General features: G+C 69.4%; 22 protein-coding genes and 1 riboswitch. Of the genes, 12 read left to right on the plus strand and 10 right to left on the minus strand.

From position 1 onward, the window contains the following. Positions 1-34 precede the first annotated feature (34 nt). Positions 35-1,126 carry a GTP pyrophosphokinase gene (locus tag AC5RV3_RS04975; RefSeq protein WP_494121171.1) on the plus strand — a complete coding sequence of 364 codons (1,092 nt, stop codon included), beginning with the start codon at positions 35-37 and terminating at the stop codon, positions 1,124-1,126. Positions 1,127-1,153: 27 nt separating this feature from the next. Here the strand turns inward: AC5RV3_RS04975 and AC5RV3_RS04980 are convergent, their stop codons facing one another. Further along, complete coding sequence (locus tag AC5RV3_RS04980; protein ID WP_494121172.1) at positions 1,154-2,422, minus strand: MFS transporter; 1,269 nt, start codon at positions 2,420-2,422, stop codon at positions 1,154-1,156. Positions 2,423-2,534: 112 nt separating this feature from the next. Beyond that, the gene (locus AC5RV3_RS04985) at positions 2,535-3,578 is read right to left on the minus strand and encodes an iron-siderophore ABC transporter substrate-binding protein (protein ID WP_494121501.1); all 1,044 of its coding nucleotides are present in this window, start codon (positions 3,576-3,578) and stop codon (positions 2,535-2,537) included. A gap of 250 nt (positions 3,579-3,828) precedes the next feature. Here AC5RV3_RS04985 and AC5RV3_RS04990 point away from each other — a divergent pair, with 250 nt between their 5' ends. The 10 genes from AC5RV3_RS04990 (at position 3,829) to AC5RV3_RS05035 (ending at position 13,053) form a co-directional block, all read left to right on the plus strand. Beyond that, entirely contained in the window at positions 3,829-5,541 is a 1,713-nt protein-coding gene (locus AC5RV3_RS04990; RefSeq protein WP_494121173.1) for an amidohydrolase, read from the plus strand. Then, a complete protein-coding gene (locus tag AC5RV3_RS04995) occupies positions 5,538-6,974 on the plus strand; it encodes an NAD(P)/FAD-dependent oxidoreductase (RefSeq protein ID WP_494121174.1) in 1,437 nt (478 codons plus the stop codon). The genes AC5RV3_RS04990 and AC5RV3_RS04995 overlap by 4 nt, the downstream gene beginning before the upstream one ends. 11 nt (positions 6,975-6,985) lie before the next feature. Beyond that, the gene (locus AC5RV3_RS05000) at positions 6,986-8,464 is read left to right on the plus strand and encodes a gamma-aminobutyraldehyde dehydrogenase (protein WP_494121175.1); all 1,479 of its coding nucleotides are present in this window, start codon (positions 6,986-6,988) and stop codon (positions 8,462-8,464) included. 141 nt (positions 8,465-8,605) lie between these two features. Further along, on the plus strand, positions 8,606-9,118 hold the full coding sequence (locus tag AC5RV3_RS05005; RefSeq protein WP_494121176.1) for a methylated-DNA--[protein]-cysteine S-methyltransferase: 513 nt from the start codon (positions 8,606-8,608) through the stop codon (positions 9,116-9,118). A 49-nt stretch (positions 9,119-9,167) separates the two neighbouring features. After that, on the plus strand, positions 9,168-9,692 hold the full coding sequence (locus AC5RV3_RS05010; protein WP_494121177.1) for an RNA polymerase sigma factor: 525 nt from the start codon (positions 9,168-9,170) through the stop codon (positions 9,690-9,692). Further along, positions 9,689-10,321 (plus strand): methylated-DNA--[protein]-cysteine S-methyltransferase, encoded by a 633-nt coding sequence (locus tag AC5RV3_RS05015; RefSeq protein WP_494121178.1) that lies wholly within the window; start codon positions 9,689-9,691, stop codon positions 10,319-10,321. The genes AC5RV3_RS05010 and AC5RV3_RS05015 overlap by 4 nt, the downstream gene beginning before the upstream one ends. Then, positions 10,318-10,983: an alpha-ketoglutarate-dependent dioxygenase AlkB family protein gene (locus tag AC5RV3_RS05020; protein WP_494121179.1), complete on the plus strand. Its 666-nt coding sequence runs from the start codon at positions 10,318-10,320 to the stop codon at positions 10,981-10,983. Before AC5RV3_RS05015 ends, AC5RV3_RS05020 begins: the two co-directional genes overlap by 4 nt. A 69-nt stretch (positions 10,984-11,052) precedes the next feature. Beyond that, positions 11,053-11,655: a DNA-3-methyladenine glycosylase I gene (locus tag AC5RV3_RS05025; RefSeq protein WP_494121180.1), complete on the plus strand. Its 603-nt coding sequence runs from the start codon at positions 11,053-11,055 to the stop codon at positions 11,653-11,655. 147 nt (positions 11,656-11,802) lie between these two features. After that, positions 11,803-12,195 carry a universal stress protein gene (locus AC5RV3_RS05030; protein WP_494112791.1) on the plus strand — a complete coding sequence of 131 codons (393 nt, stop codon included), beginning with the start codon at positions 11,803-11,805 and terminating at the stop codon, positions 12,193-12,195. A gap of 3 nt (positions 12,196-12,198) precedes the next feature. Continuing rightward, positions 12,199-13,053, plus strand: a complete 855-nt coding sequence (locus tag AC5RV3_RS05035; RefSeq protein WP_494121181.1) for a DNA-3-methyladenine glycosylase family protein — start codon at positions 12,199-12,201, stop codon at positions 13,051-13,053. Between the two features lie 79 nt (positions 13,054-13,132). Here AC5RV3_RS05035 and AC5RV3_RS05040 read toward each other — a convergent pair whose 3' ends face one another. The 3 genes from AC5RV3_RS05040 to AC5RV3_RS05050 all read right to left on the minus strand — a co-directional run bounded on the left by AC5RV3_RS05040 (position 13,133) and on the right by AC5RV3_RS05050 (position 17,082). Further along, positions 13,133-14,041, minus strand: coding sequence for an aldo/keto reductase (locus AC5RV3_RS05040; protein WP_494121182.1), 909 nt, complete (start codon positions 14,039-14,041; stop codon positions 13,133-13,135). A gap of 55 nt (positions 14,042-14,096) precedes the next feature. Then, positions 14,097-15,410, minus strand: a complete 1,314-nt coding sequence (locus tag AC5RV3_RS05045; RefSeq protein WP_494121183.1) for an MFS transporter — start codon at positions 15,408-15,410, stop codon at positions 14,097-14,099. Between the two features lie 325 nt (positions 15,411-15,735). Beyond that, positions 15,736-17,082, minus strand: coding sequence for an NAD(P)/FAD-dependent oxidoreductase (locus tag AC5RV3_RS05050; RefSeq protein ID WP_494121184.1), 1,347 nt, complete (start codon positions 17,080-17,082; stop codon positions 15,736-15,738). A gap of 256 nt (positions 17,083-17,338) precedes the next feature. Between AC5RV3_RS05050 and AC5RV3_RS05055 the strand changes: the two genes are divergently transcribed. Then, positions 17,339-17,989, plus strand: a complete 651-nt coding sequence (locus AC5RV3_RS05055; protein ID WP_494121185.1) for a hypothetical protein — start codon at positions 17,339-17,341, stop codon at positions 17,987-17,989. Here the strand turns inward: AC5RV3_RS05055 and AC5RV3_RS05060 are convergent. The 5 genes from AC5RV3_RS05060 to AC5RV3_RS05080 all read right to left on the minus strand — a co-directional run bounded on the left by AC5RV3_RS05060 (position 17,986) and on the right by AC5RV3_RS05080 (position 25,593). Continuing rightward, positions 17,986-19,413 carry an L-serine ammonia-lyase gene (locus AC5RV3_RS05060; RefSeq protein ID WP_494121186.1) on the minus strand — a complete coding sequence of 476 codons (1,428 nt, stop codon included), beginning with the start codon at positions 19,411-19,413 and terminating at the stop codon, positions 17,986-17,988. The genes AC5RV3_RS05055 and AC5RV3_RS05060 overlap by 4 nt on opposite strands. Positions 19,414-19,492: 79 nt before the next feature. Then, a complete protein-coding gene (gcvT, locus tag AC5RV3_RS05065) occupies positions 19,493-20,644 on the minus strand; it encodes a glycine cleavage system aminomethyltransferase GcvT (RefSeq protein WP_494121187.1) in 1,152 nt (383 codons plus the stop codon). Positions 20,645-20,659: 15 nt separating this feature from the next. Continuing rightward, positions 20,660-23,539: an aminomethyl-transferring glycine dehydrogenase gene (gene gcvP / locus AC5RV3_RS05070; RefSeq protein ID WP_494121188.1), complete on the minus strand. Its 2,880-nt coding sequence runs from the start codon at positions 23,537-23,539 to the stop codon at positions 20,660-20,662. A gap of 170 nt (positions 23,540-23,709) precedes the next feature. Then, positions 23,710-23,809, minus strand: a riboswitch (glycine riboswitch). 100 nt (positions 23,810-23,909) lie between these two features. After that, positions 23,910-24,422 (minus strand): mycothiol transferase, encoded by a 513-nt coding sequence (locus AC5RV3_RS05075; RefSeq protein ID WP_494121189.1) that lies wholly within the window; start codon positions 24,420-24,422, stop codon positions 23,910-23,912. A 118-nt stretch (positions 24,423-24,540) separates the two neighbouring features. Further along, a complete protein-coding gene (locus AC5RV3_RS05080; RefSeq protein ID WP_494121190.1) occupies positions 24,541-25,593 on the minus strand; it encodes a S66 family peptidase in 1,053 nt (350 codons plus the stop codon). Positions 25,594-25,628 lie beyond the last annotated feature (35 nt).

Raw genomic sequence — 25,628 nt, forward strand, 5'->3', positions numbered from 1 at the left:
CTGCACGAACCTACCGCAGGAGAGCCAGGCGCGCATGGGCATTCATTGGGATCGGTTGGACGAGCGGTTGCGTGCGCAGGTGGAGGCCAACACCGCGCAGTACGAGCGGGTGCGCCCGGCGCTCGCAACCGTCACGTCGCAATTGCAGTCGGGCATCCGGGACATCTTCCGCACTGCCGAACTGACGCCCCTGTTCGTCACCGCCCGGACCAAAAGCGTTGAATCGTTCCGGGACAAAGCGTCGCGGATGCTGCAGCCTGCCGAACCGGGCGGTGCCCCGGCGCTGGAGTTTCCGGATCCCTTGCGAGAGATCCACGACCTGGTCGGCGTCCGGGTGATCGTGAGCCTGCCCCATCAGATCCGGGAGGCCGCAGCGTTGATCAAGCGGCAGCGCAGCGACTTCGACTGCCGTGCCGACCGCGAGAAGGACATCGGCTCGATCGAGTCCGGCACCTATGGCTACGCCAGCCGCCACCTGATCATGCGCACACTGCAGAACAACACGGTAAAGGCGTACCAGCAGGCCCTGGGCGAACCGGCCCGCGCCACCGGCAGCTACCTCTTCGAGGTCCAGATCCGTACGATCCTTTCGCACGCGTGGTCGGAACTGGAGCACGATATCCGCTTCAAGTCCTCTGACCCGCGGGCCTGGAGCCCCTACTTCGACCGGCAGTTCACGGCTACGGCCGCCATGCTGGAGGCAGTCGAATCGGCCTTCGCCGAGCTGCACGAGCGCTACGAAACCGTTACAGGCTACTGGGACGAAGAGGGCGAAGGCGCGGCGCCGCTGACCCCTCGCCGGGTCCGCGAGGTCTGGCAGACCCTGCTGCCGCACGTGGACCGCAAGTCCGACGACGACTGGGGCTGGGCGGCGGAGTTGCTGGCAGCGCACGGCCTGAAAACCACGACCGAGTTGGCTGCCTTGCTGAACCCGGAAACGATCACGGATGTCCGCGCCGCCCTGGAACACCGCTACTCCCCCGGACCGGACCGTCTGCTGGACGACCTGCTGCTGTGGCGCTTCGGCCGCCGCCACATCGAACTCACGGCGGGCGAGGACGTGCACCGGCGCGAATCGCTGCAGCGCCGGTTCCGGCAGCTGGAGACCTACCGCCAAGGCGTGTAGAGGCGGCCGGCCGGGGCGCTCGGGGGCTCACCCGGCCGGCGCTGCCGGGCTCACCGGTGCGAAGGCGAAGCGATCCCGTCCGACCAGCAGGCCGATGGCCGCCTGCGCCACGGCGATGAGGCACAGCAGCGCCAGGGAGGTTTCCCAGGCGCCGGTGGCGGCGAAGAGCCCGCCGAAGATCGGCGGACCGGCGGCGGCCAGCAGGTAGCCGATCGACTGAGCCATGCCGGAGAGGGCGCCGGCTTCGCGGTGGGTGCGGGTGCGCAGGCCGAAGAGCGAGAGCGCGGTGACCAGGGAGCTGCCGCAGCCGAAACCCGCCACCAGCACCCAGAACAGCATGACCTGCGGCATCAGCATGATGCCCAGGCCGCCGGCCACGACCAGCAGGGGCGGCAGCGCGGCGGCCAGGCGCTGGGTCGGCCCGCGCAGGACAACAGGAGTCAGCAGGCTGGATACCACCCCGATCAGCTGGAACAACATGAGGTCCCAGCCGGAGGCAAGCTCGCCGCGGCCGTGGAAGCGTTCCAGGGTGGGCAGCCACGTGATGAGAATGTAGAAGGTCATCGACTGCAGGCCCATGTACACCGTCACGTGCCAGGCGAGACCGGACTTCCACACCGAACCGCGGACCAGAGCCGGCGCGGCGGCGGCGGCACGGGCCCGCTCTTCGGCCGCGTCGCTGCGCCGCAGGCGGGGCAGCCACAGCAGCACGGCCGGCACCGCCAGCACCACGAAGGCGGCCAGGGCGAAGCGCCAACCGGCCGGTCCGCCGCCGAACGGAACGAGCGCCAGCGGCACCGCGAGGCCTGCCCCGAGGGAGGCGCAGCCGCCCAGCACGGCCGAATAGGCGCCGGTGAGCGAGGCCATCCGTTCCGGAAAGTCGCGCTTGAGCAGCGCGGGCAGCATCACGTTGCAGACGGCGATGGCCGCACCGACCAGGAAGGTGCCGACCCACAGGTTCGCGATGGTGCCGGGAACCGGCCGCAGGAACGTCCCGGCGACCAACAGCATCAGGGCACCGAAAACCGTGCGCTCGACGCCGAACTTTTCGCTCAGTCCGTGCGCCAGCGGGGACACCGCGCCGAAGGCCAGCAGCGGGACCGCGGCCAGCACGCCCAGGGCGGTGGTGCCCAGCCCCGTGTCCGCGCCGATCTGGTCCAGCAGCGGGCCGACGCTGGTCAGCACCGGGCGCAGGTTGGCTGCCACCAGCAGGATGCCGGCAATCAGCAGCCCGGCCGACATCGCCCGGCTGGACCCGCGGGTCTTCACCACCCCCACCCCTTCCGCGATAGGCAATCTCCGGCAACCTTATGCGACGGGACAGGCAAAGGGGCACCCTGCCCGCGCCGGCACTGCCCAATCCGCGCGGAGGGTGCCCCTCGCCGTCGTACCGGGGCGGCGCCGCAGGCTACTGGGCGGCGTCAGCCGCGTCGGCGGCCTTGGCGAGCATGGGCAGGAAGGTATCCAGCGCCCACGGCAGGCTCAGCGGCGACGCGGCCGAAATGGACAGCGTCAGCGTGTTGTCCGAGTCCGCCACCAGCGCACCGTCTTCGATCGCCGGGATCTGGCTCAGCAGCGGGTCGGTCGTGATTTGCTCGGCGGTCTTGTCGTCCGGCACCCAGGTCACGAACACATCGGATTCCAGCTCGTTGGCCTTCTCGGCCGACCACGGAATGAAGAACTCGTCGGAGCCGGCGGTGGCCTCGGTGACCACATCCGCCTGAACCATGCCGATGCTGGTGAGGAACTTCGGCCGGTTGTCGTTGGCAGTGTAGACGTTCACGCCGTCGCCCTTGGCCGGTTCAAGGTTGCCGTAGATGAAGCTCTTGCCAGCCAGCTGCGGGTACTCCGAGGCCTTGGCCACGATGGCCTGCTCGGTCTCGGCCACCAGGTCCTCGGCGGCAGCACTGCGGCCCAGCGCCTGGCCGATCAGCCGGGTGGAATCCTGCCAGTCGGTGCCGTACGGAGTCTCCGGGTACGCGACGACCGGGGCGATCTTGCTGAGCGTGTCGTAGTCTTCCTGGGTCAGCCCGGAGTAGGCGGCCAGGATGACGTCGGGGGCCAGCTCGGCAATCTCGTCGAAGGCGATGCCGTCCGCCTCGGAATACAGCGTGGGCGCGTTTTCGCTGCCGATCGCGGAGCCCAGCTCCTCCAGCTTGGCGTCCCGCCACGGGGTGGACCCGTTCTCGTTTCCGCCCCAGTCCTCCTTGGGCATGCCGACCGGAACCACGCCCAGCGCCAGCGACACGTCGGAATTGACCCAGGACACGGTGGCCACGCGTTCGGGCTGTTCTTCGATCACGGTCTCGCCGAAGGCGTGCTCAACCGTCACCGGGAACTGGTCCGACGCCGCGGCCGACGGGCCGGCCTCGGAACCTCCGCCGGCGGGACCGGTGGAGCAGGCGGTCAGGGACATCAAGACGACGGCGGCTGCAGCAGCCAGCCCGCGCATGCGTGAAAGGGCCAACTCGGGGCCTCCTCGAATCAAGGGAAACGAACAAAGTAAGGGTAGCCTATGCTCACTCCTATTAAGCAAGTACTTCGTTACGTATTCCACCGAGGCTTGGCCGACCGGCCAGAGCGAAGTCGGGGCCGCCCTCTTCCCGGGGAACTCCGGCAAAACCGTTGACAAAGAGACCCGCCGCCTGTGTCATAAGTGAAACCCATTCATTTCCGGCGGCGGCCGGGTCAGAGGAGCGGCCATGGCGGCAGACTGGATATTCCACTCCGGCAGGATCTTCGATGGGCTGCGCCTGCTCCCCGGGCCCACGGCGGTTGCCGTCACGGGCGGGGTGGTCACCGCCATTGGAACCGAGGCCGAAGCCCGGACAGCGGCGGGGCCGCATGCCACCGTCGTTGACCTGCGCGGCCGGCTGCTGGCGCCCGGCTTCACCGACGCCCACGTGCACGCCGTGATGGCCGGGATGGAACGGCTGGGCTGCGACCTGTCCCTCTGCACCGGAACCGACGAGGTGCTGGCCCGGATAGCCGGGTTCGCCTCGTCCAGCACCAGCGGGTGGATCACCGGCGGCGGCTGGCACAAGGCGGACTTCCCGGGCGGCTACCCGACCCGGCAGGCGCTGGACGCGGTGGTCCCGGACCGCCCGGTCTATCTGGTCAACGCGGACCACCACAGCGCCTGGGTCAACAGCCGTGCGCTGGAGTTGGCCGGCATCGATGCCGCCACCCCCGACCCGAAGGACGGCCTCCTGGAGCGCGATGCTTCCGGAAGACCGGACGGTACCCTGCACGAAGGCGCCATGGATCTGGTCAACCGGGTCATCCCCCGCGCGACGGTCGAGGACATGCGGGCCGGCTTGCTGGAGGCTCAGCGCTACCTCCACTCGGTAGGCGTAACCGGATGGCAGGAGGCGATTCTGGGCGACTATGCCGGCTATCCGGAGGCCAGCGCCGCGTACCGGACGTTGTGGGAGGAGGGCCTGCTGACCGGCCGCGCCGCCGGAGCCCTTTGGGTGCCGCGGAGCACCAGCCTGGCGTCGGTCCCCGACCTGGTCGCGGAGTTTATCGCTCGCCGGGAACGGAATGCGGCGGCCGGTTTCCGCACCACCAGCGCCAAGATCATGGTGGACGGGGTGCCGGAGAACAGGACCGCGGCCATGTTGGAGCCGTACCTGCAACCCTGCGCCTGTGCCGGCGCGGCGGGACACGAAAGCCCTGCCGCCCGCGGCAACGCGGCGGGCAGTCCGGCGGCGACCCGCGGGCTGACCTATCTTCCCGAGGACGTTCTGGTGGCAGTAGTGACGGCACTGGATGCCGCCGGATTCGACCTGCACCTGCACGTGATAGGCGACCGTGCCGTGCGGGAGGGACTTGACGCCGTCGAGCGGGCCAGGCGCGCGAACGGCCCCGGCAGCGGCCGGCACCACATGGCGCATTTGCAGATCATCCACCCCGCCGACATCGCCCGATTCGGGGAACTGGGCATCACCGCGAACCTGCAGGCGCTCTGGGCCTGCAACGACGCACAGATGCGCGAGCTGACCGTGCCGCTGATCGGCGAGGAACGGGCCGGCTGGCAGTACCCCTTCGCCTCCCTGGCCGCCTCCGGCGCCCGGCTCGCGATGGGCTCGGACTGGCCGGTGTCCACGCCGGATCCGTGGCAGGCCATCCACGTGGCGGTGAACCGGTGGCACCCGGACGACGGCTCGGACGGGCCGCTGCTTCCGGGCGAGGCGTTGTCCCTGCAGACGGCGCTGGCCGCCTACACCTCCGGCTCGGCGTGGCTGAACCGCCATGACGACGGCGGCCGTATTGTCCCCGGAGCGCCGGCCGACCTGGCGGTGCTGACCGTCGACCCGTTCAGCCTGCCGCCGGCGGAGCTGCACACCGTCGGCACCGACATAACTCTGGTGGCCGGCCAACCGGTCTTCGAACGACAGGGGGCGCCGGCATGAAAACGTTCTATGACCGTGCCGAAGAACAGATCCCGGCCGCCCGCCTCGACGCCGCATTGGCCGGGGCGTCCCCGACGCCGTACTGGCTGGATGATCCCTCGCGTCCCGCACCGCTGCCGTCGTTGCGCGGCCCGGTGACGGCGGATTTGGCGGTGGTCGGCGGCGGCTACACCGGCTTGTGGACCGCGCTGCTGGCCAAGGAGCGGGACCCGGACCGCTCGGTGTTGCTACTGGAGGGCAACCGCATTGGCTGGGCCGCGTCCGGGCGCAACGGCGGCTTCTGCGAGGCCAGCCTGACCCATGGAAGCGCGAACGGGCAGAGACACCTCCCCGGCGAAAACGAACTGCTGGACAAGCTGGGTCTGCAGAACTTGGACGAGATCGAAGAGAGCCTGGCCCGGTACGGGATCGACGCCGGCTTTGAACGCACCGGCACGCTGTCCGTGGCCACCGAAGAGCACCACGTCGCCTGGCTGGCCGAGGAGGCCGCCGAGGACCCCGCGCTGGAGTTCCTGGACCAGGCCGCCGTCCAACAGCAGGTGGCCTCCCCCGCCTACCGGGCGGGGTTGCGGGACCGTCGGGGAACGGCAATGCTGCACCCCGCGAAACTCGCCTGGGGACTGCGCGACGCCTGCCTGGGCGCCGGCGTCGAGATCTATGAACACACGCCGGCACGCTCCCTGTCCCAACGGGCGGGATCCATCCTGCTGCGCACCGACGCCGGCTCCGTGGCCGCCGGACGCGTCGCGCTGGCGACCAATGCCTTCCCGTCGCTGCTGGCGCGCACCCGGCTGCATACCGTCCCGGTGTACGACTACGCGTTGATGACCGAACCGCTGACCGGCGGGCAACGGGAAGCGCTGGGTTGGTCGGAGCGGTTTGGCATTTCCGACAACGACAACCGGTTCCATTACTACCGGCTGACCACCGATGCCGACGGGCGGGACCGGATGCTGTTCGGCGGCTACGACGCCGTCTACCACTACGGCAGGTCGCTCCGGCACGGCCACGAACACCGCCCGGAAACGTTCCGCCGCCTCGCCGCACACTTCGCCGCCACCTTCCCGCAACTGGCGGACGTGCGCTTCAGCCACGCCTGGGGCGGCGCCATCGATACCTGCAGCCGCTTCTTCTCCTTCTTCGACACCGCCTGCGCCGGCCGGGTGGCCTATTGCGCCGGCTTTACCGGCCTCGGCGTGGGAGCCTCGCGTTTCGGCGCCAACGTGATGCTGGACCTGCTGTCCGGCCGGCCGACCGAACGGACGGAGCTGGAGCTGGTGCGGCGGAAGCCGCTGCCGTTCCCGCCCGAGCCGCTCGCCTGGCTCGGCATCAAGCTCACCACCGCTGCCCTGATCCGCGCCGACCGCAACCGGGGACGACGCGGCCCCTGGCTGAAAGCCATGGACGCGGCCGGCATGGGCTTCGACTCGTAAAGGAGACAAGAATGCACCAGTACATCGACGGCGGACTCCGCGAGGGCCGCGGAGAGCGTGCCACGCGCGTCAACCCGGCCACCGGAGAGGCCGCGGAGACCATCCGCTATGCTTCCGGGGCCGACGTGGACGACGCCGTGGCGGCCGCCAAAACCGCCTTTCCGACCTGGGCGGGCGCGACGCCTGCCGAACGTTCCGAGGCCCTGCTGAAACTGGCGGCCGAACTGGACCGCAGGGCCGCAGAGCTGGCGGCGGTCGAAACCGCGCAGACCGGCAAGAGCATCCGCCTGGCCACCGGGTTCGACGTTCCCGGGACCGTCGACAACGCGGCGTTCTTCGCGGGCGCGGCCCGCCAGTTGCAGGGAGTGGCGGCCGGCGAATACGGCACCGGCGGCACCTCGATGATCCGGCGCGAGCCGATCGGCGTGGTGGGTTCCGTGGCGCCGTGGAACTACCCGCTGCAAATGGCCGCATGGAAGATCCTGCCGGCGATCGCCGCCGGCAACACCATTGTGCTCAAGCCCTCCGAACTCACGCCGGGCACCAGCCTGATCTTCGCCGAAGCCGCGGCCGCGGCCGGAATACCGGACGGCGTGGTCAACATCGTCACCGGCAGCGGCCGGGAAGCGGGCGAGGCCCTGGTGACCCACCCGGATGTGGCCATGACGTCCTTCACCGGCTCCACCGCCGTCGGACGCCGCATCATGGCGCTGGCGGCGGGGCGGGGGAACCGCGTGCACCTTGAGCTGGGCGGCAAGGCACCGTTCGTGGTGTTCGACGACGCGGACCTGGAAGCCGCCGCGCACGGAGCGGTGGCCGGCTGCACCATCAACGGCGGCCAGGACTGCACCGCCGCCACCCGGGCGTACATCCAGCGGCCGCTGTTCGACGCCTTCACCGCACGGGTGGCCGAGCTGATGGAACTGGTGGTGGTGGGCGACCCCACCGACGACGCCACCGACATGGGCTCCCTGATCAGCAGCGCGCACCGGGACAAGGTGGCGGGTTTCGTGGACCGGGCGCGGGACGCGGGGGCGAAAATCCTGGCCGGCGGGGCGGCTCCCGGCGCCGAACTGGCGGACGGTGCGTACTACCGGCCCACGCTGGTCACCGGCGTCGGGCAGGACGCGGAAATAGTCCGCGACGAGGTCTTCGGCCCGGTGCTGACCGCGATTCCGTTCGACACCGACGGCGAGGGCATCGCGCTGGCCAATGACACCCAGTACGGGCTGGCTGCCTCCGCGTGGACCAGCAGCCTGGCCCGTTCCCTGCGCGCATCGGCCGACATCCAGGCCGGCTGCGTCTGGATCAACGACCACATCCCGATCGTCTCCGAAATGCCGCACGGCGGGTACAAGGCCTCCGGTTTCGGCAAGGACATGTCCGCGTATTCACTGGAGGACTACACAAACATCAAACACGTGAGCATGGGCAGCGACCCGGCCGCGCACAAGGAGTGGCAGGACACGGTGTTCCGTTACCGCGGCTGAGCGGCGCCACGCGCCCCGACGGCACGCTGCCCCGCGCCGGACGCCGCTGCCCGGAGGAAGTCGGAACAGTAGCGCGGGACTCACCTCAACGCGCGCCGGAACGTCTGCACGGGAGAGAATGAAAGCGGACGAAGGAGCGCCATGACCCGCGTGCACACCCTCATCGATACCCCGGTCGGGGAGCTGACGGCCGTCGCCGAGGACGGGTCGCTGACCGCGCTCTACTTCCCGGGCCACAAGCGGATGCCAGCTGCCGCCACCTTCGGCGAACGCACCGCCGTCGGCCGCGAAGCAGTCTTTGCAGCAGTCGCTGAGCAACTGGCAGAGTATTTCGCCGGCGGGCGCAGGGAGTTCGACCTGCCGTTGGCGCCGAAGGGTGACCCCTCTAAGCTCAAGGTGTGGGCGCTGCTGCGGCACATCCCCTACGGCCAGACGCGCTCCTACGGACAGCTGGCAGCCGGCCTGGGCGATCCGCATCTGGCCCAGGCGGTGGGTTATGCCAACGGCCAAAACCCGCTGTCCATCGTGGTGCCGTGCCACCGCGTGGTCGGAACGGACGGCTCGTTGGTGGGTTATGCCGGCGGGCTGGAGCGAAAGCGCTTCCTGCTGGAACTGGAAGAGCCGGCAGACGTGAAGGCGGGCAAGCTTTTCTGATGCGCCAACCTCACGGAATGCGCCCGGCGAGCGTCTACAAGGTGTGCAGATGAAACCCTTCGAGCAACTGGTCAGCGACCACGGCCCCACGGTGCTGCGCGTCTGCCGGGTGGTGCTGGGTCCCGGGCCGGACGCCGAGGATGCCTGGTCGGAGACCTTCTTGTCCGCGCTCAGGGCCTATCCGGAGCTGCCCGCCGCCGCAAACCATGAGGCCTGGCTGGTCACCATCGCCCACCGCAAGGCCATCGACGTCGTCCGGCGTCGGGCGCGCACTCCGGTGCCGGCAGAGTATCTGCCCGAGTCACCGTCAACGCTGGGTATCCCCGGTAATGACGACGACGAACTGCGCCAGGCCGTCGCTGCCCTGCCCCTGAGGCAGCGCGAAGCGGTCGCGTTGCATTACCTGGCCGGGTTGCCGTACGCCGAAGCCGCCGAAATCACCGGGTCCACGACCGGAGCCGTCCGTCGCGCAGCCGCCGACGGCATCGCCAGGCTTCGGGCGCTGTACCGCGGTGACCGGGAGCAAGCCGCGGCGGCCGCCCCACAACACGCAAGTGAAGGAGTTATGCGATGACTACCGCACAATCGGCGGCCCGGGACGCCGCGCCCGGCCCCGCGCTGGACGTGCTGACCCGCCTGGATCCGGCGCTGCTGGAGCGGCTGCACACCAGGCTGGAACACGAGGCCGCGGCCGCAGGCACCCTCGACCTGGCCTACGCTACCGCCGACACTCCGCTCGGGCAGCTGTTGCTGGCCGCCACGGACGAAGGACTGGTCCGCGTGGCCTTCGAGGGCGAAAATCACGAAGCCGTGCTGGCCGGCCTGGCAGCCAGGGTCAGCCCACGGATCCTGCATGCTCCGGCCCGGCTCGAGGCGGCCGCTCGGCAACTGGACGAATACTTCGCCGGCCTGCGGCGCTCCTTCGACCTCCGGCTGGACCGCCGGCTGTCCAAGGGATTCCGGGCGGACGTGCTCAGGCACTTGCCCGAGATCCCCTACGGCCGGACAGAAAGCTACGCTCAGGTGGCCGCCGCCGTCGGAAATCCCAAGGCGGTACGTGCCGTGGGCAGCGCCTGTGCCACCAACCCGCTGCCCGTCGTCGTGCCCTGCCACCGCGTGCTGCGCTCTGACGGCGCCTTCGGCGGTTACCTCGGCGGGCCGGAGGCGAAGGCCTACCTGCTGGGCCTGGAGGCGGCGGCGTGAGCACGCTGTTCGACGACGCTCCGGCCGGCCCCCGCGAGATCGCTCCGGGCGCGGTGCATGTGCCGGGCTGGCTGACCGTGGCGCAGCAGCGCGAGCTGGTCGAAGCCTGCCGGGAGTTCGGCCGCGGGCCGGTCCCCTACCGCGCGGCCAAAGTGCCGGGCGGCCACGAGATGAGCGTGCGGACGCTATGCCTGGGCTGGCACTGGGCGCCGTACAAGTACACCCGCACCGCCGACGACGTGAACGGCGCCCGCGTGCTGGAGTTCCCCGGCTGGCTCGCCGAGTGGGGCAGGCTGGCCCTGGCCGACGCTTCGGGGGATCCCGCCGCGGGGCAAGGCTACGAGCCGGATACGGCCCTGATCAACTTCTACGACGACACCGCCAAGATGGGCATGCACCAGGACAAGGACGAACAGGCGGACTTCCCGGTGGTATCGCTCAGCGTCGGCGACGACTGCCTGTTCCGCTTCGGCAACACCGAAACGCGGACCAAACCGTATACCGACCTCCGGCTGCGCTCCGGGGACCTGTTCGTATTCGGCGGACCCGCCCGTTTTGCCTACCACGGCGTGCCCAGGATCTACCCTGGCACCGCCGATCCCGCCTGCGGGCTGACCGGCGGCCGGTTGAACCTGACCATGCGGGTGACCGGACTGGGGTGAGGGTCCGCGGTTTTCCACAGCGTGTCAGGCGGTCCTGCGGGCGGCGCCACGGTAGGAGAGAATCGAACCATGGAGACAACCGCTTCCGGCGTAGTCCTCTGCGAGGACGGCCTGGCACGGCCGGCGTGGGCCGCCACGGATCCGATGCTGCGCGAATACTACGACACCGAATGGGGCATGCCGGTCCGGGGCGAGCAAGGCGTCTATGAGCGCATCACGCTGGAGGGCTTCCAGGCCGGGCTCTCCTGGGCCACGATCCTGCGCAAACGCCCGGCCTTCCGGGAAGCGTTCCAGGGTTTCCACGTGGACACCGTCGCCGCGTTCACCGAAGACGACGTCGAGGCACTGATGCAGGACGTCGGAATCGTGCGGAACCGGGCGAAGATCCGCGCCGCCATCACCAACGCGAACGCCACCATTGAGCTGCGTGCAGAAGGCGGCCTGAGCGACTTCGTCTGGTCGTTCCAGCCGGAGGAAACACCGGCCCCGCGGCACATCCAGGATGTGCCCACCACATCGCCGGAGTCGGTCGCCCTGTCCAAGGCGCTGCGCCAGCGCGGCTTCGCCTTCGTCGGCCCCACCACCATGTTCGCCCTGATGGAGGCCATCGGCATGATCGACACCCACCTGGTGGACAGCCACCGCCGCGGCTCCTCCGGCGTCTGGAACTGACGCCCGCTTTCACAATCACTTCACGCGTCCGCCGCACCGTGAGATGCGTGCCACAATGAAGTGCATCCGCTGGCTTCGGGGGGAACCGGACGTGCATGTTCGACCGGGAGCCGGCACCGCAGGAGTTATCTCGGTAAGGAGAGCACGTTGACGATTCTTGTTGCCTACGCCCCGCGTCCCGAGGGCCGTGCGGCCCTGAGCAAGGGCATTCAGATGGCCACCCAGACCAATGAGAAGCTGGTGGTCGTCAACGCCAGCCCGGGCGGGACGCAGAAGGACGAGTCGTTCGCGGACGCCCATGACGCGGCGTGGGTGCAGCAGGAACTGTATAACTCCGGCCTGGAAGCAGAGTTCAAGCAGTTCGTCCGCGGCAAGGATGCCGTGGACGAAATCGTGGAGCTGGTCGAAGAACTCTCGGTCTCGCTGCTCGTCATCGGCCTGCGCCGGCGCTCGCCGGTGGGCAAGCTGATCTTGGGCAGCACCGCCCAGGAGATCCTGCTGTCCGTCGACTGCCCGGTCCTGGCGGTCAAGGCCCGCTGACGCATGCAGGTTAACCTGCCGCTGCTTCCGCCGTTCGACTCCTCCGCCGCGCTGGCTGCCCTGGCCGCCCATGCGGTACCCGGCATCGAAACCGTCAATGTGGCGGCGGGCACCTGCACCCGCCTGTTCGGCACCAGCGCCGGCCCGGTGCCGGTCACCGCCACCCTGTCGCCCGACGCCGTCGACCTGGACATCTGCAGCGATTCCCCCGCCGTCCTGAGCGAGATTACGACGGCGGTGCGCGGCTGGCTCGACCTGGACCTGGAACCGGAGCGGGTGGCGGCGGCGTTGGGCGCCGATCCGGTGCTCGGGCCGCTGCTCGCTGACCGTCCCGGGCTGCGCATCCTTGGTTACCCGGACGGCTTCGAGGGTGCCGTCTCCACCGTGATCGGCCAGCAGGTCTCGCTGGCCGCTGCCCGCACCTTCACGGCCCGGCTGGTCTCTGCCTTCGGCTCCCGGTCCGGCAGCGGCCTGGCGCTCTTCCCCACACCGGATGCACTGGCCGCCGCCGGCCCCGACGCCGTCCGCGAAGCCGTCGGCTTGACCGGTGCCCGCGCCCGGACCGTCCAGGTCTTGGCCGAAGCCTGCGCGGATGGGCTGGACCTCTCTCCGGACACGGACCACGCCGACACCCGCCGCCGCCTGCTGGCGCTGCCCGGCATCGGTCCGTGGACGGTCGAGTACCTTGCCATGCGGGCGTTGCACGACCGCGATGCCTATCCCGACGGCGATCTGGTGCTGCGGCGGGCCCTCGGAGTGAAGACCGCCACCGAGGCCCGCGCGCTCGGCCGGTCGTGGTCTCCAATGCGGGCCTACGCCGTCTTCCACCTCTGGACCGCCTCGGCCTACCTGCCTTAGGAAAACCGCCCTTCACCGGCTGCCCGCGCGGGCGGGAGCGGCGTTCCCTTTTTCGGCCCTCACCCGGCGCGCACACCCTTCACCTCCGGGCTGCAGAACCTGCCTGCTCGATCCGCTCCAACAGCTCCGCGGGCAACCGGACCTGCGGCGCCTTGAGGTTGGAGCGCAGGTGTTCCGGCTTCACGGTGCCGATCACCGCGCTGGAGACTCCGGGATTGCTGAGCACGAAGGCCAGCGCGATCTCGCTCGCGGAGAGGCCGTCGACGTCGTTAATGAACCGGTACTTCCGGCCTTGCACAAACTTGTGCCGGTGGTTTTTCAGCGCCCGCAACAGGTACCAGACGTCGCTGGGGCCGGTGATCTTGAAGATGTCGCGCGAGTAGAGGGTCTGGGCGAGCGGCGACTTGAGCTTGACGCCCACGCCGGCGTCCCGCGCCTCGGAGATCACCGTCGCCAGCGACCGGTCCACGATGTTGTATTCCACCATCAGGGCGTCGAAGATGCCCAGCTTCAGCGCCTTCCCGGCCCCGCCGCGGCCGGTGGAGACGCCGAGCGCCCCGACCTTTCCCTGTTCCTTCAGCTTCAGGACGGTGTCGATCGCAGGACCGGCCGGCTGGGGGAAACCATGGAAGTGCAGCAAGGGCAGGTAGTCCAACTGGAGCCGCCGCAGGCTGCCATGCACGCTGTTTTCGATGGCCCGGGCCGAGTAATCCTTCACATTCCGGTTGTTGATCCAGTGGGACCCGACCTTCGTGGAGATCACCAGATTCTCCGTGCGGCCTTTGAGGATCCGGCCCAACCTCTCCTCGGCATTCCCGCGGCTGTAATTCGGGCCGGTGTCAAAGGCGGTGATGCCGCCGTCGAGCGCTTGGTCGATCAGGTGCGCCGCCTGCCGCTCGGGGAAAGCCTTCATGCCCCAGTACCCGCCGGCACCGAAACTCAGTTCTGAGACGTGCAATCCCGACCGTCCGAGTGCGCGTTGTTTCACCGTGTGCCTTCCTGCAGTCCCAACATCTCCGTTCACCAAGCTACCCGAGGCGAAATCAGCGCACGACGCCGGCGCGGTTGCCGTAGGCGCGGAGGGCGACGGCCAGCACCGAGCACAGCAGGTATCCGGCGCCCACCAGCAGCCAGCCGGTATCGAAGCTGCCGGTGGCCTCGAGCAGCAGACCCATGAGCAGCGGCCCGGCGGCGAAACCGGCATACATTCCCATCGAGACAATGCCGGAGGCTGCTCCGACCCGTTCGGCCGAAACCACGCGCATCACGCCGGCGATCACCACCACATTGGTGCCCAACACGGTGGCACCATGCAGGACGACGCCCAACCAGAGCAACGCCGGAATTCCGAGCGAACCCGCGGCCAGGAATGCCCCCGCTCCGCCGAGCGCCCCGATTCCGAGCAGGATGAGCAGCGTGGAGGCCCGCACACCCGTGGCCATGCGCCGCCCCCACAGCACCCGGGAGGTTACGCCGACGACGCCGGAGACGCCGGCTGCCACGCCGCCCATGACCAGGCTGAAGTCCAGTTCCCGGACGGTGAACAGCGGCAGGTAGACGTTGGTGGCCTGCATGCCCAGGCCGGACAGCAGTGCGTAACCGGCGAACAGCCAGACCGAGAGCGGGAACCGGGCCGGCCCGCCGGCGCCCTCGGTTTGCTTTGTGCGGTCCGAGCGGTCCGTGCGGCCCTGCCGGGCGGCCGGGGCGCTTGCGCCAGGTGCGGCCGGGACATCAGCCGGCGGTGTGGCGGACGGCGCCGCGTTTGCGGGAGGCGCCTTCGCCGCCGTCGTTTCGGTGCCCCGTCCCGGGAGTTGGCGCAGGCCGTAGAGCAACAACCCGACGACGACGACGGCCGCCAGGGCGGTGGCGCCTTGCCAGCCGGCCCACAGCGCGGCGACGGGGAAGAACAGGCCCGAGAACAGTTGGCTGCCCTGGACGCCGGACTGCTTGACCCCGATCCAGCCCGGGCGCTTGGGCGCAGGAACCTGGGTCATAATGATCCGGTTTGTGGTCGGGTTGGAAATGGCCTGCGTAGGGCCCGCCAGCAACGCGGCGATCACCAGGACCAAGTAATGGTGGGACAACGCGGCGACCACCAGGGCCACCGCCGTGCCGGCGAAGATCAGGATCAGCTGGGAGCGGCTGGAAATCCGGTCGCTGAGTTTGCCCAGCCACATGCTGGAGACAGCGGCGCTGGCGAAAATGGTCGTGGCCAGCAGGCCGAATTGGCCCTCGCTGATTCCCAGGTCGTCGATGACCAGCGGGCTGACGGCGCTCAGGCCGTAGTTCAGCAGCGGGCCGACGCCCATGGCGCAGGTCAGGACGAAAAGCAGTGCGCCACTGGGGTGTTTGGACATACTGCTCTCCTCGCTGCCCGGGTCGGGCTCCGTCCAGCAGGCTACTCCCCGCGCCGGCCTTCCGGCGGCAGGCTTCGCAGCAGAACGGTCTCCCACCGTAACAATGGAGAGCTGGCTCACGTTTGGCCGCGCCGGCTGGACTCCGGCCGCCCTGGTGGTGCACGGACGGGCGCGGGAGGGTGCGGATTCGGGGGCTCCGCTGGCAGCCGGTGGGCAGCCGCTGTGCTGGCGGCGGAGGCCCTGATATCAGCTCAGCCGGCAGCCCGGGCCAGGGCCCTGCCTGCGGCCTGCCTGCTTGCCCCGGGCCTGCCTGCTACCCGGGGGCTTACGTCCGGCCCTTCTGCGTGTCGGCATGCGCCTCGACGAAGGCGCGCCGCGGATGCTGGGTGGCCCCCATCGACGTGATGTCCCGGCCGCCGAACACCAGCGGGCTCCAGCCTGCCAGCAGGCGCCATTTGTGGATCCAGGTGGGCAGCGCCATGCCGTGGTAGCCCATGGCGACGTACCAGGCGGGCTTGCCCTTCAACTCGTAGCCAAAGATCTTCGCGGCGCCCCGGCCCACGCCGTAGGTCGCGACCGTGCCCAGCGATTTGTGCCGGTACTCGGCCGGCGTCTGGCCTTGCACGGCGTTGACCACGTTTTGGGCGAGCAGCTTGGCCTGGCGGACCGCATGCTGGGCGTTCGGCGGGCAGTAGGCCGGCTGCTTCTCCGCCTCCAGATCGGGTACCTGGGCGCAGTCGCCGGCGGCCCACGCGCCTTGCACCACCTGGCCGGCATCGTCGATTACCTGCAGCCGGGCGTTCGCGTTCACGTGTCCCTTCGGGCCGCGCGGCACGTTCGTGTCGTCCAGCACCGGATTGGGCTTCATGCCGGCCGTCCAAATAATGAGGCCGGCCGGGATACGCTCGCCGGTGCTGAGCTCGGCCACCGAGTCCTCGCAGGAGGGCATGGTGGTGTTCAGCCGCACATCGATGCCGCGCTGGCGCAACTGGCCCAAGGTCCACTCCGAAAGATTCGGTCCGACCTCGGGTGCTACCCGGTCCAGTGCCTCGACCAGCACCCAGCGCAGCTGCGAGCGGTCCAACTCCGGATGCGCGTCCACAGCCAGCTTGGACAAGTCGCTCAACTCGGTCAGGGCCTCGACGCCGGTATAGCCGCCGCCGACCACCACGAACGTGAGTGCCCTGGCCCGTTCCTCCGGGTCGCTGGTGCCGGCGGCCAGCGCCACGTTGTCGAGCACCTTGTCACGGCAGTAGATAGCCTCCTCCACGGTCTTGAACCCGATGCCGTGCTCTTCCAGCCCCGGCGTGGGGAAGGTCCTGGTGACCGCACCGACGGCGAACACCACGTGGTCGTAGGCCACCGAAAATTCGTCGCCGCCGAGCTCGCGCAGCTGGGCGATCCTGGCCTGGACGTCCAGCGACACCAGCTTGCCGCGGACGATGTCTACCTTCTTCAGCGCGCTGCGCAGGTTAACCGTGACGATTCGCGGTTCGATCTCCCCGCCGCCTACCTCCGGCAGCAGCGGCTGGTACGTCATGTACGAGTTGGGCTCAACAACGGTGATCCGTGCACCCGCCGGTCCCAGCCGCTTGCGTATCCCCCAGGCAGTGTAGAGGCCGACGTAGCCGCCGCCCAGGATGAGTATGTGAGGCGTCGCTGAAGTGGTCATGGTCCAGGTTTCCTCCCTGTTTGTCGACAGTGTTTGAGTGGTCCTGGTGCATTCCTCGCCGGCAGTTTCAGGGCCGGCCTGCGGCCAGACTAGCACCGCCCCAGACGCAGCTGAACCCTCGGTCCGGCCCGGCTTCCGGCAGGGCCGCATTCACCGGCCCGTCCCTCCGGCGTGCCCTCCGCGCCCGGGGCGGGCGGCGGCCTACAATGTGCTCAGGTGCCTGAATTCGTGGGGCTGTCGTTGGGGAGTAGGAAGCGTGGAGGCGGCTAAGCACACCGTGCGCGGGCGGTCGCTCCGTACCTATCGCCGGGCCCGCACCACGCTCTGTGGCGTCATGGTTTTCTGGCTCTGGCTGCTGCTGGGAGCCGCGGCCTTCGTCGCCGGCATGTTTGATTCCCCCGCCAAGGTGTTCCTGGCCATGTATGCCGGCGCCGTTGCCGTGCTGGTCTCCATCCCGGTCGCCTTGCTCGCCGCCATCCTGATGGTGCTCAACCGGCCCGAGGCGGATGGCCGGCGCCCGGCCGCCCAACGGCTTTTAGCCGCGGCACGCGCCGCCGGCGCGGTAATCTCCGGGCTGCCGTGGGGTGAGGCCGCCGGTCGTGCCACGGTCTTGGCCAGTCAAATCGCCCCGGCTGCCCGCAGGATTGGCGCTGCCGCCAAGTCCGGCGCCGGACAGCTGGGCGCCGGTGCCGGACAGTGGCGCGACGCCGTGGGGCGCCGGCCGGGGACACCGCATCAGCCGCCGGCCGCACCTGCCCGGTCGCAGACCCCTGAACGTCCTGCCTCGGTCTTGTCCGGCGCCCGAAAGCCGGTCGCCACGCGCCGGCCGCCGATGCCGCCGCGGCGTCCCGCCGGCCCGCCCGCCGTCGACCGGTCGGGACAGGACATGGAGGACGTGGCTTCCTAGCACTCCACGACGTTGACGGCGAGACCGCCGGTGGCGGTTTCCTTGTACTTGTCGCTCATGTCGCGCCCGGTCTCGCGCATGGTCACAATGACCTGGTCCAGCGACACCCGGTGCGTGCCGTCACCCATCAGCGCCATCTTGGCCGCGTTCACGGCCTTGGCCGCGCCGATGGCGTTCCGTTCGATGCACGGGATCTGCACCAGCCCGCCGATCGGATCGCAGGTGAGCCCCAGGTTGTGCTCCATCGCGATTTCGGCCGCGTTTTCCACCTGGGCCGGGGTTCCGCCGAGGATTTCGGCCAGTCCCGCGGCAGCCATCGACGACGCGGAGCCGACTTCGCCCTGGCAGCCGACCTCGGCACCGGAGATGGATGCCTGCTCCTTGTAGAGGACCCCGACGGCGGCGGCGGTCAACAGGAACTTCACGACCACCTGCTCCTTGTCCTCGCGGGTGGCCTGTTCCATGCCGGGTGCATAGTGCGTGGCATAGAACAGCACGGCGGGGATGATGCCGGCGGCCCCGTTGGTGGGCGCGGTGACCACCCGCCCGCCCGAGGCGTTTTCCTCGTTGACGGCCAGCGCCACCAGGTTGACCCATTCCTGCCAGTACTTGTGGTCCCGGTCCGGGTCTTCCTTGCGCAGCCGTTCGTGCCAGGCGGGGGCCCGACGACGGACGTTGAGTCCGCCGGGCAGGTCGCCTTCCCGGCGGATGGCCGAGTCCTTGCACTCTTCCATGACGTTGTAGATGTGCAGCAGCCCGGCCTCGATCTCCTCGCGCGGGCGTGAGGCCTCTTCGTTGAGCATCATGATGTCGCTGATGGCCAGGCCGGTGTTGCGGCAGTGCTCCAAAAGCCCTGCCGCCGTGCGGAACGGATAGGGCAGCTGCTGCTTGGAGGACTCCAGCTCCTCGCGGGCGGCTTCCTCCTCGCCGCCGCGGACAATGAAGCCGCCGCCCACCGAGAAGAAGGTGGCTTCGTGCAGGAGGCGGGACTCGCCGTCGTCGGCCGATTCCAGCACCTGGAACGTCATGCCGTTGGTGTGCCGGGGCAGCACGGTCAGCGGGTGCAGCACCATGTCCTGCACACCGTAGTCAAGCGTCCGGCCGGCGGCGCCGGGCAGTTCCGCGCCCAGCCGCAGCCGGCCGGAGGCGGCGATGTCCGCCAGCCGCTCTTCCACCTGAGCGGGCAGGATCTGCTCCGGTTCGAAGCCCTCCAGCCCCAGCAGCACGGCGGTGAACGTCCCGTGTCCGCGTCCGGTGGCAGCGAGCGAGCCGTACAGGTCCACGCGCAGCCCGTCCACCCTGTCGAGCAGGCCGGCCTCGGCCACCTCCCGCACGAACACGGAGGCAGCCCGCATCGGGCCCACCGTGTGCGAACTGGAGGGACCGATGCCCACGGAGAAAAGGTCGAAAACGCCTACAGCCATGTCATCCCTTTCCTTATTCACGCAGCTCTCTGGCACAACGGGTCCGCGGTGCCGCCGCTACTTGCCTGCCGGGACGCGGTTACTTGTCCCGCCGGTAGAAGGGCAGCTCGACGACGTCGAACGGCTCCGGTTTGCCGCGCAGGTCCACCTCCACCCGGGTCCCGGGTTCTGCGTACTCGGCGTCCACGTAGGCCAACGCGACCGGGTAGCCGAGGGTGGGGCTGGGCTGGCCGGAGGTGACTTCGCCGATGGTCCGGCCGTCTTTCAGGACCGGGTAGTGGGAGCGGCCGGCGCGCCGTCCGGCGCCCTTGAGCCCCACGAGCTTGCGGGCCGAGCCCTTCTCCTTCTGCGCCTCGAGCGCCTCGCGGCCCACGAAGTCGCCGTCCTTCTTCAGCGCCACCACGCCGCCCAGGCCGGCGTCGAACGGGCTGGTCTCGAGGGTGAGCTCGTTGCCGTAGAGCGGCATGCCCGCTTCCAGCCGGAGCGAGTCGCGGCAGGCCAGCCCGGCCGGCAGCAGGTCGGAGCCCCGCCCTGCTTCCAGCAGGGCGTTCCAGAGCGTGGCCGCGTTGATGTTGGGAACGTAGATCTCGAAGCCGTCTTCGCCGGTGTACCCGGTCCGGGCCAGCAACAGCTTGAGCGGCGCCCCGGACACGGTGAAGTCCACCTCGTCGGCGGCGTAGTACTTCATGTCCCGCACCGCGGCGTGCTGGTTGGCGGGCACCAGCTGGAGCAGGATTTCCACGGACTTCGGTCCCTGCACCGCCACCAGCGACGTTTCGGCAGTGGCGTCCTCCACGGTGGCGTCGAAGCCCTGGACCCGGGCGGCGAGTTCCGCGGCGACGGTCGGGGCGTTGCCGGCATTGGGCACCACCAGGTAGCGGTCCCCGTCCTGGCCGGCGGGACGCCGGTAGATGATCAGGTCGTCGATGATCCCGCCGTCGGCGTTGCAGATCAGCGAATACTTGGCCCGGCCCTCGGTGACGGCGGAGAGCTTGCCGACGAGTGCGAAGTCCAGGAACTTCCCGGCTTCCGGGCCGGTGACCCAGACTTCGCCCATGTGCGAGAGGTCGAACAGGCCGGCGCTGTTGCGCACGGCACGGTGCTCGGCCAACTCGCTGCTGTACTTCAGCGGCATCATCCAGCCGCCGAAGTCGGTGAAGGAGGCACCCAACCGCTCGTGTTCCTCGTAGAGGGCGGTGTGCCGGGGCATGGTGGTGGTCTCGGTAGTCATTCGGTGCGGACCTCTCTAGTTCTCGAAGGCTTCGGGCGGCGGGCAGCTGCAGATCAGGTTGCGGTCGCCGCCGGCGCCGTCGATCCGTCCGACCGGGGCGAAGTATTTGTCCACCTGCAGGCCCGGTACCGGGAAGGCGGCCTGTTCGCGGGTGTACGGCCGGTCCCAGTCGGAGCTGACCACGGCCGCGGCGGTGTGCGGCGCCAGGCGCAGCGGGCTGGCGTCGAGCGGGAAGTCGCCGGCGATCACCTGGTCGATTTCGCCCTTGATCGCGATCATCGCGTCGATAAACCGCTCGATCTCCGCCAGGTCCTCGGACTCGGTCGGCTCCACCATCAGGGTGCCTGCCACGGGGAAGGACAGCGTGGGCGCGTGGAAGCCATAGTCGATCAGGCGCTTGGCCACGTCCTCGGCGGTCACCCCGGACTTGGCGGTGAGTTCGCGCAGGTCCAGAATGCACTCGTGCGCGACCAGTCCGTCGTTGCCGGTGTAGAGCACCGGGAAGTGCTCGTTCAGCCGGGCGGCGACGTAGTTGGCGGCCAGCAGGGCGCTCTTCGTTGCCTCGGTCAGGCCCTCGGCGCCCATCATGGCCACGTAGGCCCATGAGATCGGCAGCACGCCGGCGGAGCCGTACTCGGTGGCCGAGACCGGCACGCCCTTGCCTTCGTGTTCGGCCAGCGCGGCGTTGCCCGGCAGGAACGGCACCAAATGCTCGGCCACCGCTACCGGCCCGACGCCGGGGCCGCCGCCGCCGTGCGGGATGCAGAAGGTCTTGTGCAGGTTCAGGTGGGAGACGTCGCCGCCGAACTTGCCCGGCTGGGCGAGTCCGACCAGCGCGTTGAGGTTGGCCCCGTCGATGTAGACCTGGCCGCCGGCTGCATGGACCGCCTCGCAGACGTCGCGCACGTCGGCGTCGTACACACCGTGCGTCGACGGGTAGGTGATCATGATGGCCGAAAGCGCGTCCGCGTGCTGGTCGATCTTCGCGCGCAAGTCGGCGTGGTCGATGGTGCCGTCCGGTGCCGTGGCGACCACTACAACCTTCATGCCGGCCAGCACGGCCGAGGCCGCGTTGGTGCCGTGCGCTGAGGCGGGGATCAGGCAGACGTCGCGCTTGTCGTCGCCGTTGGCCAAGTGGTAGCGGCGGATGGCCAGCAGCCCGGCGTATTCGCCCTGCGAACCGGCGTTGGGCTGGATGGAGACGCCGGCGTAGCCGGTGATCGCCGCGAGGCGTTCCTCCAGGTCGGTAATCAGTTCGCGCCAGCCGGCGGTCTGGCTGGCCGGGGCGAACGGGTGGATGGAGGCGAATTCCGGCCAGGTCATCGCTTCCATTTCCGCGGTCGCGTTCAGCTTCATGGTGCACGAACCCAACGGGATCATGGTCCGGTCCAGCGCCAGGTCGCGGTCGGACAGCCGGCGCAGGTAGCGCAGCATCTGGGTCTCGGAGCGGTGGCTGTGGAACACCGGATGATCCAGGTAGGACGAGCTGCGCAGCAGGTCGTCCGGCAGCTCGAAGCCGGCGCTCCCGGCCGTTTCGGCGGTCTTGCCGGCGGCGTCCTCCACACCGAAGGCCTCCGCGACCAGGGCGAGGTGCTCCGCCGTCGTTGTTTCGTCGGCGGAAATGCCCACGTGGTCGGCGTCGATGCGGCGCAGGTTCACGCCCTTGGCCTCGGCGGCGGCGGCGATCTCCGCGGCCTTGCCGGGAGCCTTCACCGTGAGGGTGTCGAAGAACCGGTCGGCCACCAGCGAGTAGCCTGCGCCGGTGAGCACGCCGGCCAGGGTGCGGGCGGCCTCGTTGGCGTGCTGCGCAATTGCCTTCAGCCCCTCGGGTCCGTGGTAGACGGCGTACATGCTGGCAACGACGGCCAGCAGCGCCTGCGCGGTGCAGATGTTCGAGGTGGCCTTCTCGCGGCGGATGTGCTGCTCGCGGGTCTGCAGGGCCAGGCGGTAGGCGGGGCGGCCGGCGTCGTCCTTGGACACGCCCACCAGGCGGCCGGGCAGCGAGCGCTCCAGCCCCTTGCGCACGGCCATGTAGGCGGCGTGCGGGCCGCCGAAGAAGAGCGGCACGCCGAAACGCTGGGTGTTGCCGACGGCGATGTCCGCGCCCTGCTCGCCCGGAGGCGTGATCAGGGTCAGGGCCAGCAGGTCGGCGGCCACGGTGACCAAGGCGCCGCGCTCCTTGGCCTGCGCGATCACCGGAGCGTGGTCGAACACGCGGCCGGTGGCTCCCGGCTGCTGCAGCACGATGCCCGAGATGTCGCCGTCGGGCAGGCCGGCGGAGAGATCGGCAACCACTACGTCGAAGTCCAGCGCCTCGGCCCGGCCCTTGACGACGGCGATGGTCTGCGGCAGCAGGTCCGCGTCCAGCACGGTCTTGCCGGCGGACTTGGACTTGTTGGACCGGCGCATCAGCAGCACGGCTTCGGCCACTGCGGTGGCTTCGTCCAGCAGCGAGGCGTTGGCGATCGGGAGCGCAGTGAGGTCCTGGACCATGGTCTGGAAGTTCAGCAGCGCCTCCAACCGGCCCTGCGAAATTTCCGGCTGGTACGGGGTGTAGGCGGTGTACCAGGCCGGGTCCTCCACCACGTTGCGGCGGATCACGGCCGGAGTGATGGTGTCGTAGTAGCCTTGGCCGATCATTTGCACGGCCTTCACGTTCTTCGCGGCGAGGGCGCGCAGGTCCCCCAGGACCTGGGACTCGCTGCGGGCGGCGGGCAGGGCCAGCGGTTCCTGCTGGCGGATGTCTGCGGGCACGGCCGCGTCCACCAGGTCGTCGATACTGCCATAACCCAGCTGCTTGAGCATGGTTTCCGCGTCGTTCCGGCGCGGACCGATGTGGCGGTCGGTGAAGGAAGCGCTGCCGGGCCGGGTAGTGCTGGTGGACTTAGCCGTCATGTGAGGAACTCCAGTTATCCCCGGCTGGGCGGACCATGCCGGTAGTGAAGGGTTCCTCCCCGCTCTGTGACTGAACCTGAGAGATTCCGCAGGGATGGCCCAAGGGGCCGACTCCTGCTTGCACCGTCGGTGAGCCGGTCCTGAACGGTCCGGCTGCTTTCCAGAGTTGCCTCTCCGCGGCGGTACAGGGGCCTGAGAGATTCCTGGGGAGGTATTGCTCCTACGGCGCCTGCTGACTGGTACCCAGCAGGACTCTCCCGCCGCATGTCGAAGGCTGTATTCAGTTGTTTCTGACTCCTTGAATGGTAGTCGAGCGGCTGGCGGGCAACAAGGCGGCGACGGCCACGGCCCGGTTTAGCGGCCGCGGCCGCTAGGCTTTCGCGCGCGAGAGCATGCCCTTCACGTACGCGGCCTGCCCGACGTGCTCCAGGCAGTCGTCCAGGACGCTGACCAGCCGGACCCCCAGGCTGACGTGCGGGTCCCACCGGGTGTCCACGATCTGGTCCAGGTCGTCCTCGGTCAGTCCTTCCAGGTACTTCAGGGTGCCCGCATGGACGTCGTCGTAATAGCCGCGCAGCAACTCGGCCGATTCGACCCGCACGGCCGCTACCTGCTCGGACGTGTGGCCGTAGCCATGGTCTTTCCGGGGCAGCGGCAGGTCGAACCGCTCCGCCCAGCCGGTCAGCCAGTACTGGTCCGTGCCGGCGACATCGGCAATATGGTCGTCCTGGATGCGCGTCAGATGCCAGAGGAGCCAGGCGATCGAGTTGCTGTCGCCGCCTGGCCGGGCGGCCAACTGTCCGGCGTCCAGCCCGTCCAGCACGGTGTGGACGCGTTCCTGGATCCTGCCGTAGGCATCGGCGAGCAGGTCATTGAACTTCATGGCGCCTCCTCGTGGTCGATTGTGGCGCCAGCCTACCGTCTGGTGCCACAGCGAGGAATGCGTGCCCCGCGTGAGGGCGTGGGGACGGCGCATCCCCGCCCGAACCGCCTCGAAGCCGTCAGCTGTAATCCGCCGTGATGGTTCGGTTCCGGCCGTCGAGCCGCATCGTTCCGCCGTAGGGGACGATCCATTGCGGACGGGTATGACCGAACGGGACCCCGACACAGACGACGGCGTGTTCGTTGTAGCGCTTCATCTCGGCGAGGACCACATCGCGTTGGGCGGCGCGGAGACCGGCCCGCTCGTCCGCTGGCGGGACCATGTCGTGGGTGCTCACCGGCGGCCGCGCCACGACCACTCCCTCCACGGCCGACAGGACCCCCCGTTCGCCCAGCGCCCGGACCCACCTCTTGACCCATGCCGCCGGAGGAGTCTCCTCGCTGGACTCAAGGATCAGGATCGATCCCTCGAGGGATTCCCGAGAAGGGAGCCGATCGGCCAGGGCCAGCTGATCGATGACCTCCAGGCACCCGCCCCAGGTGCGGCCGGCCGCTTCCCGCTCCGGTCCCGCCCAGGTCCACGGCTGCGTGGGTTCCCGTTGGCCGAATTCGACAAGGGCCTGGGGCGTCAGCCAGTCCGGCCCAAAGTCCTCGGACTCGCCGGGATCCACAAGTTCCAGCTCGGCGCCCGTGAACAGCGCTGCCTTCAGCGACGCCAGGTGCACGTCGTCAACGTGCGGGCCGGCTCCGAGGTGCACTTGGGTCGAGCCCCCGTAGTAGCCCGCTATTCCGAGCGACCACAGCCAGTTCAGGAGGTTCGTGTTGTCGCTGTAGCCCATGAAGATCTTGGGGTTCGCGGCGGCGAGACCGGCGTCCAGGTGGGGAATGACGGCTATCTGGTCATCGCCGCCGATCGTCGCGAGGATGGCCCGGATGGCCGGGTCCGACCACGCGGCATGGAGGTCCGCAGCGCGTTCCGCGGCGGAAGCGCCAAGCTTTCGGGTCGTCGGGTATTCCACGGGGATCAGTCCCGTTTCGGCGATGAGACGACGCATCGCCTGCTCGTGGACATCCGGTGCGAATCCGGGGGCCGCAAAGGACGGAGAGAGAATCGCGACCCGGTCGCCCGATTCAAGCTTGGGCGGCGATACGAGGGCATGGCTCGTCGGCATTTCCCCATCCAACCACGGGCTGTCCGTCGGCAGCC

The organism is Arthrobacter sp. Y3221114, from assembly GCF_059092625.1.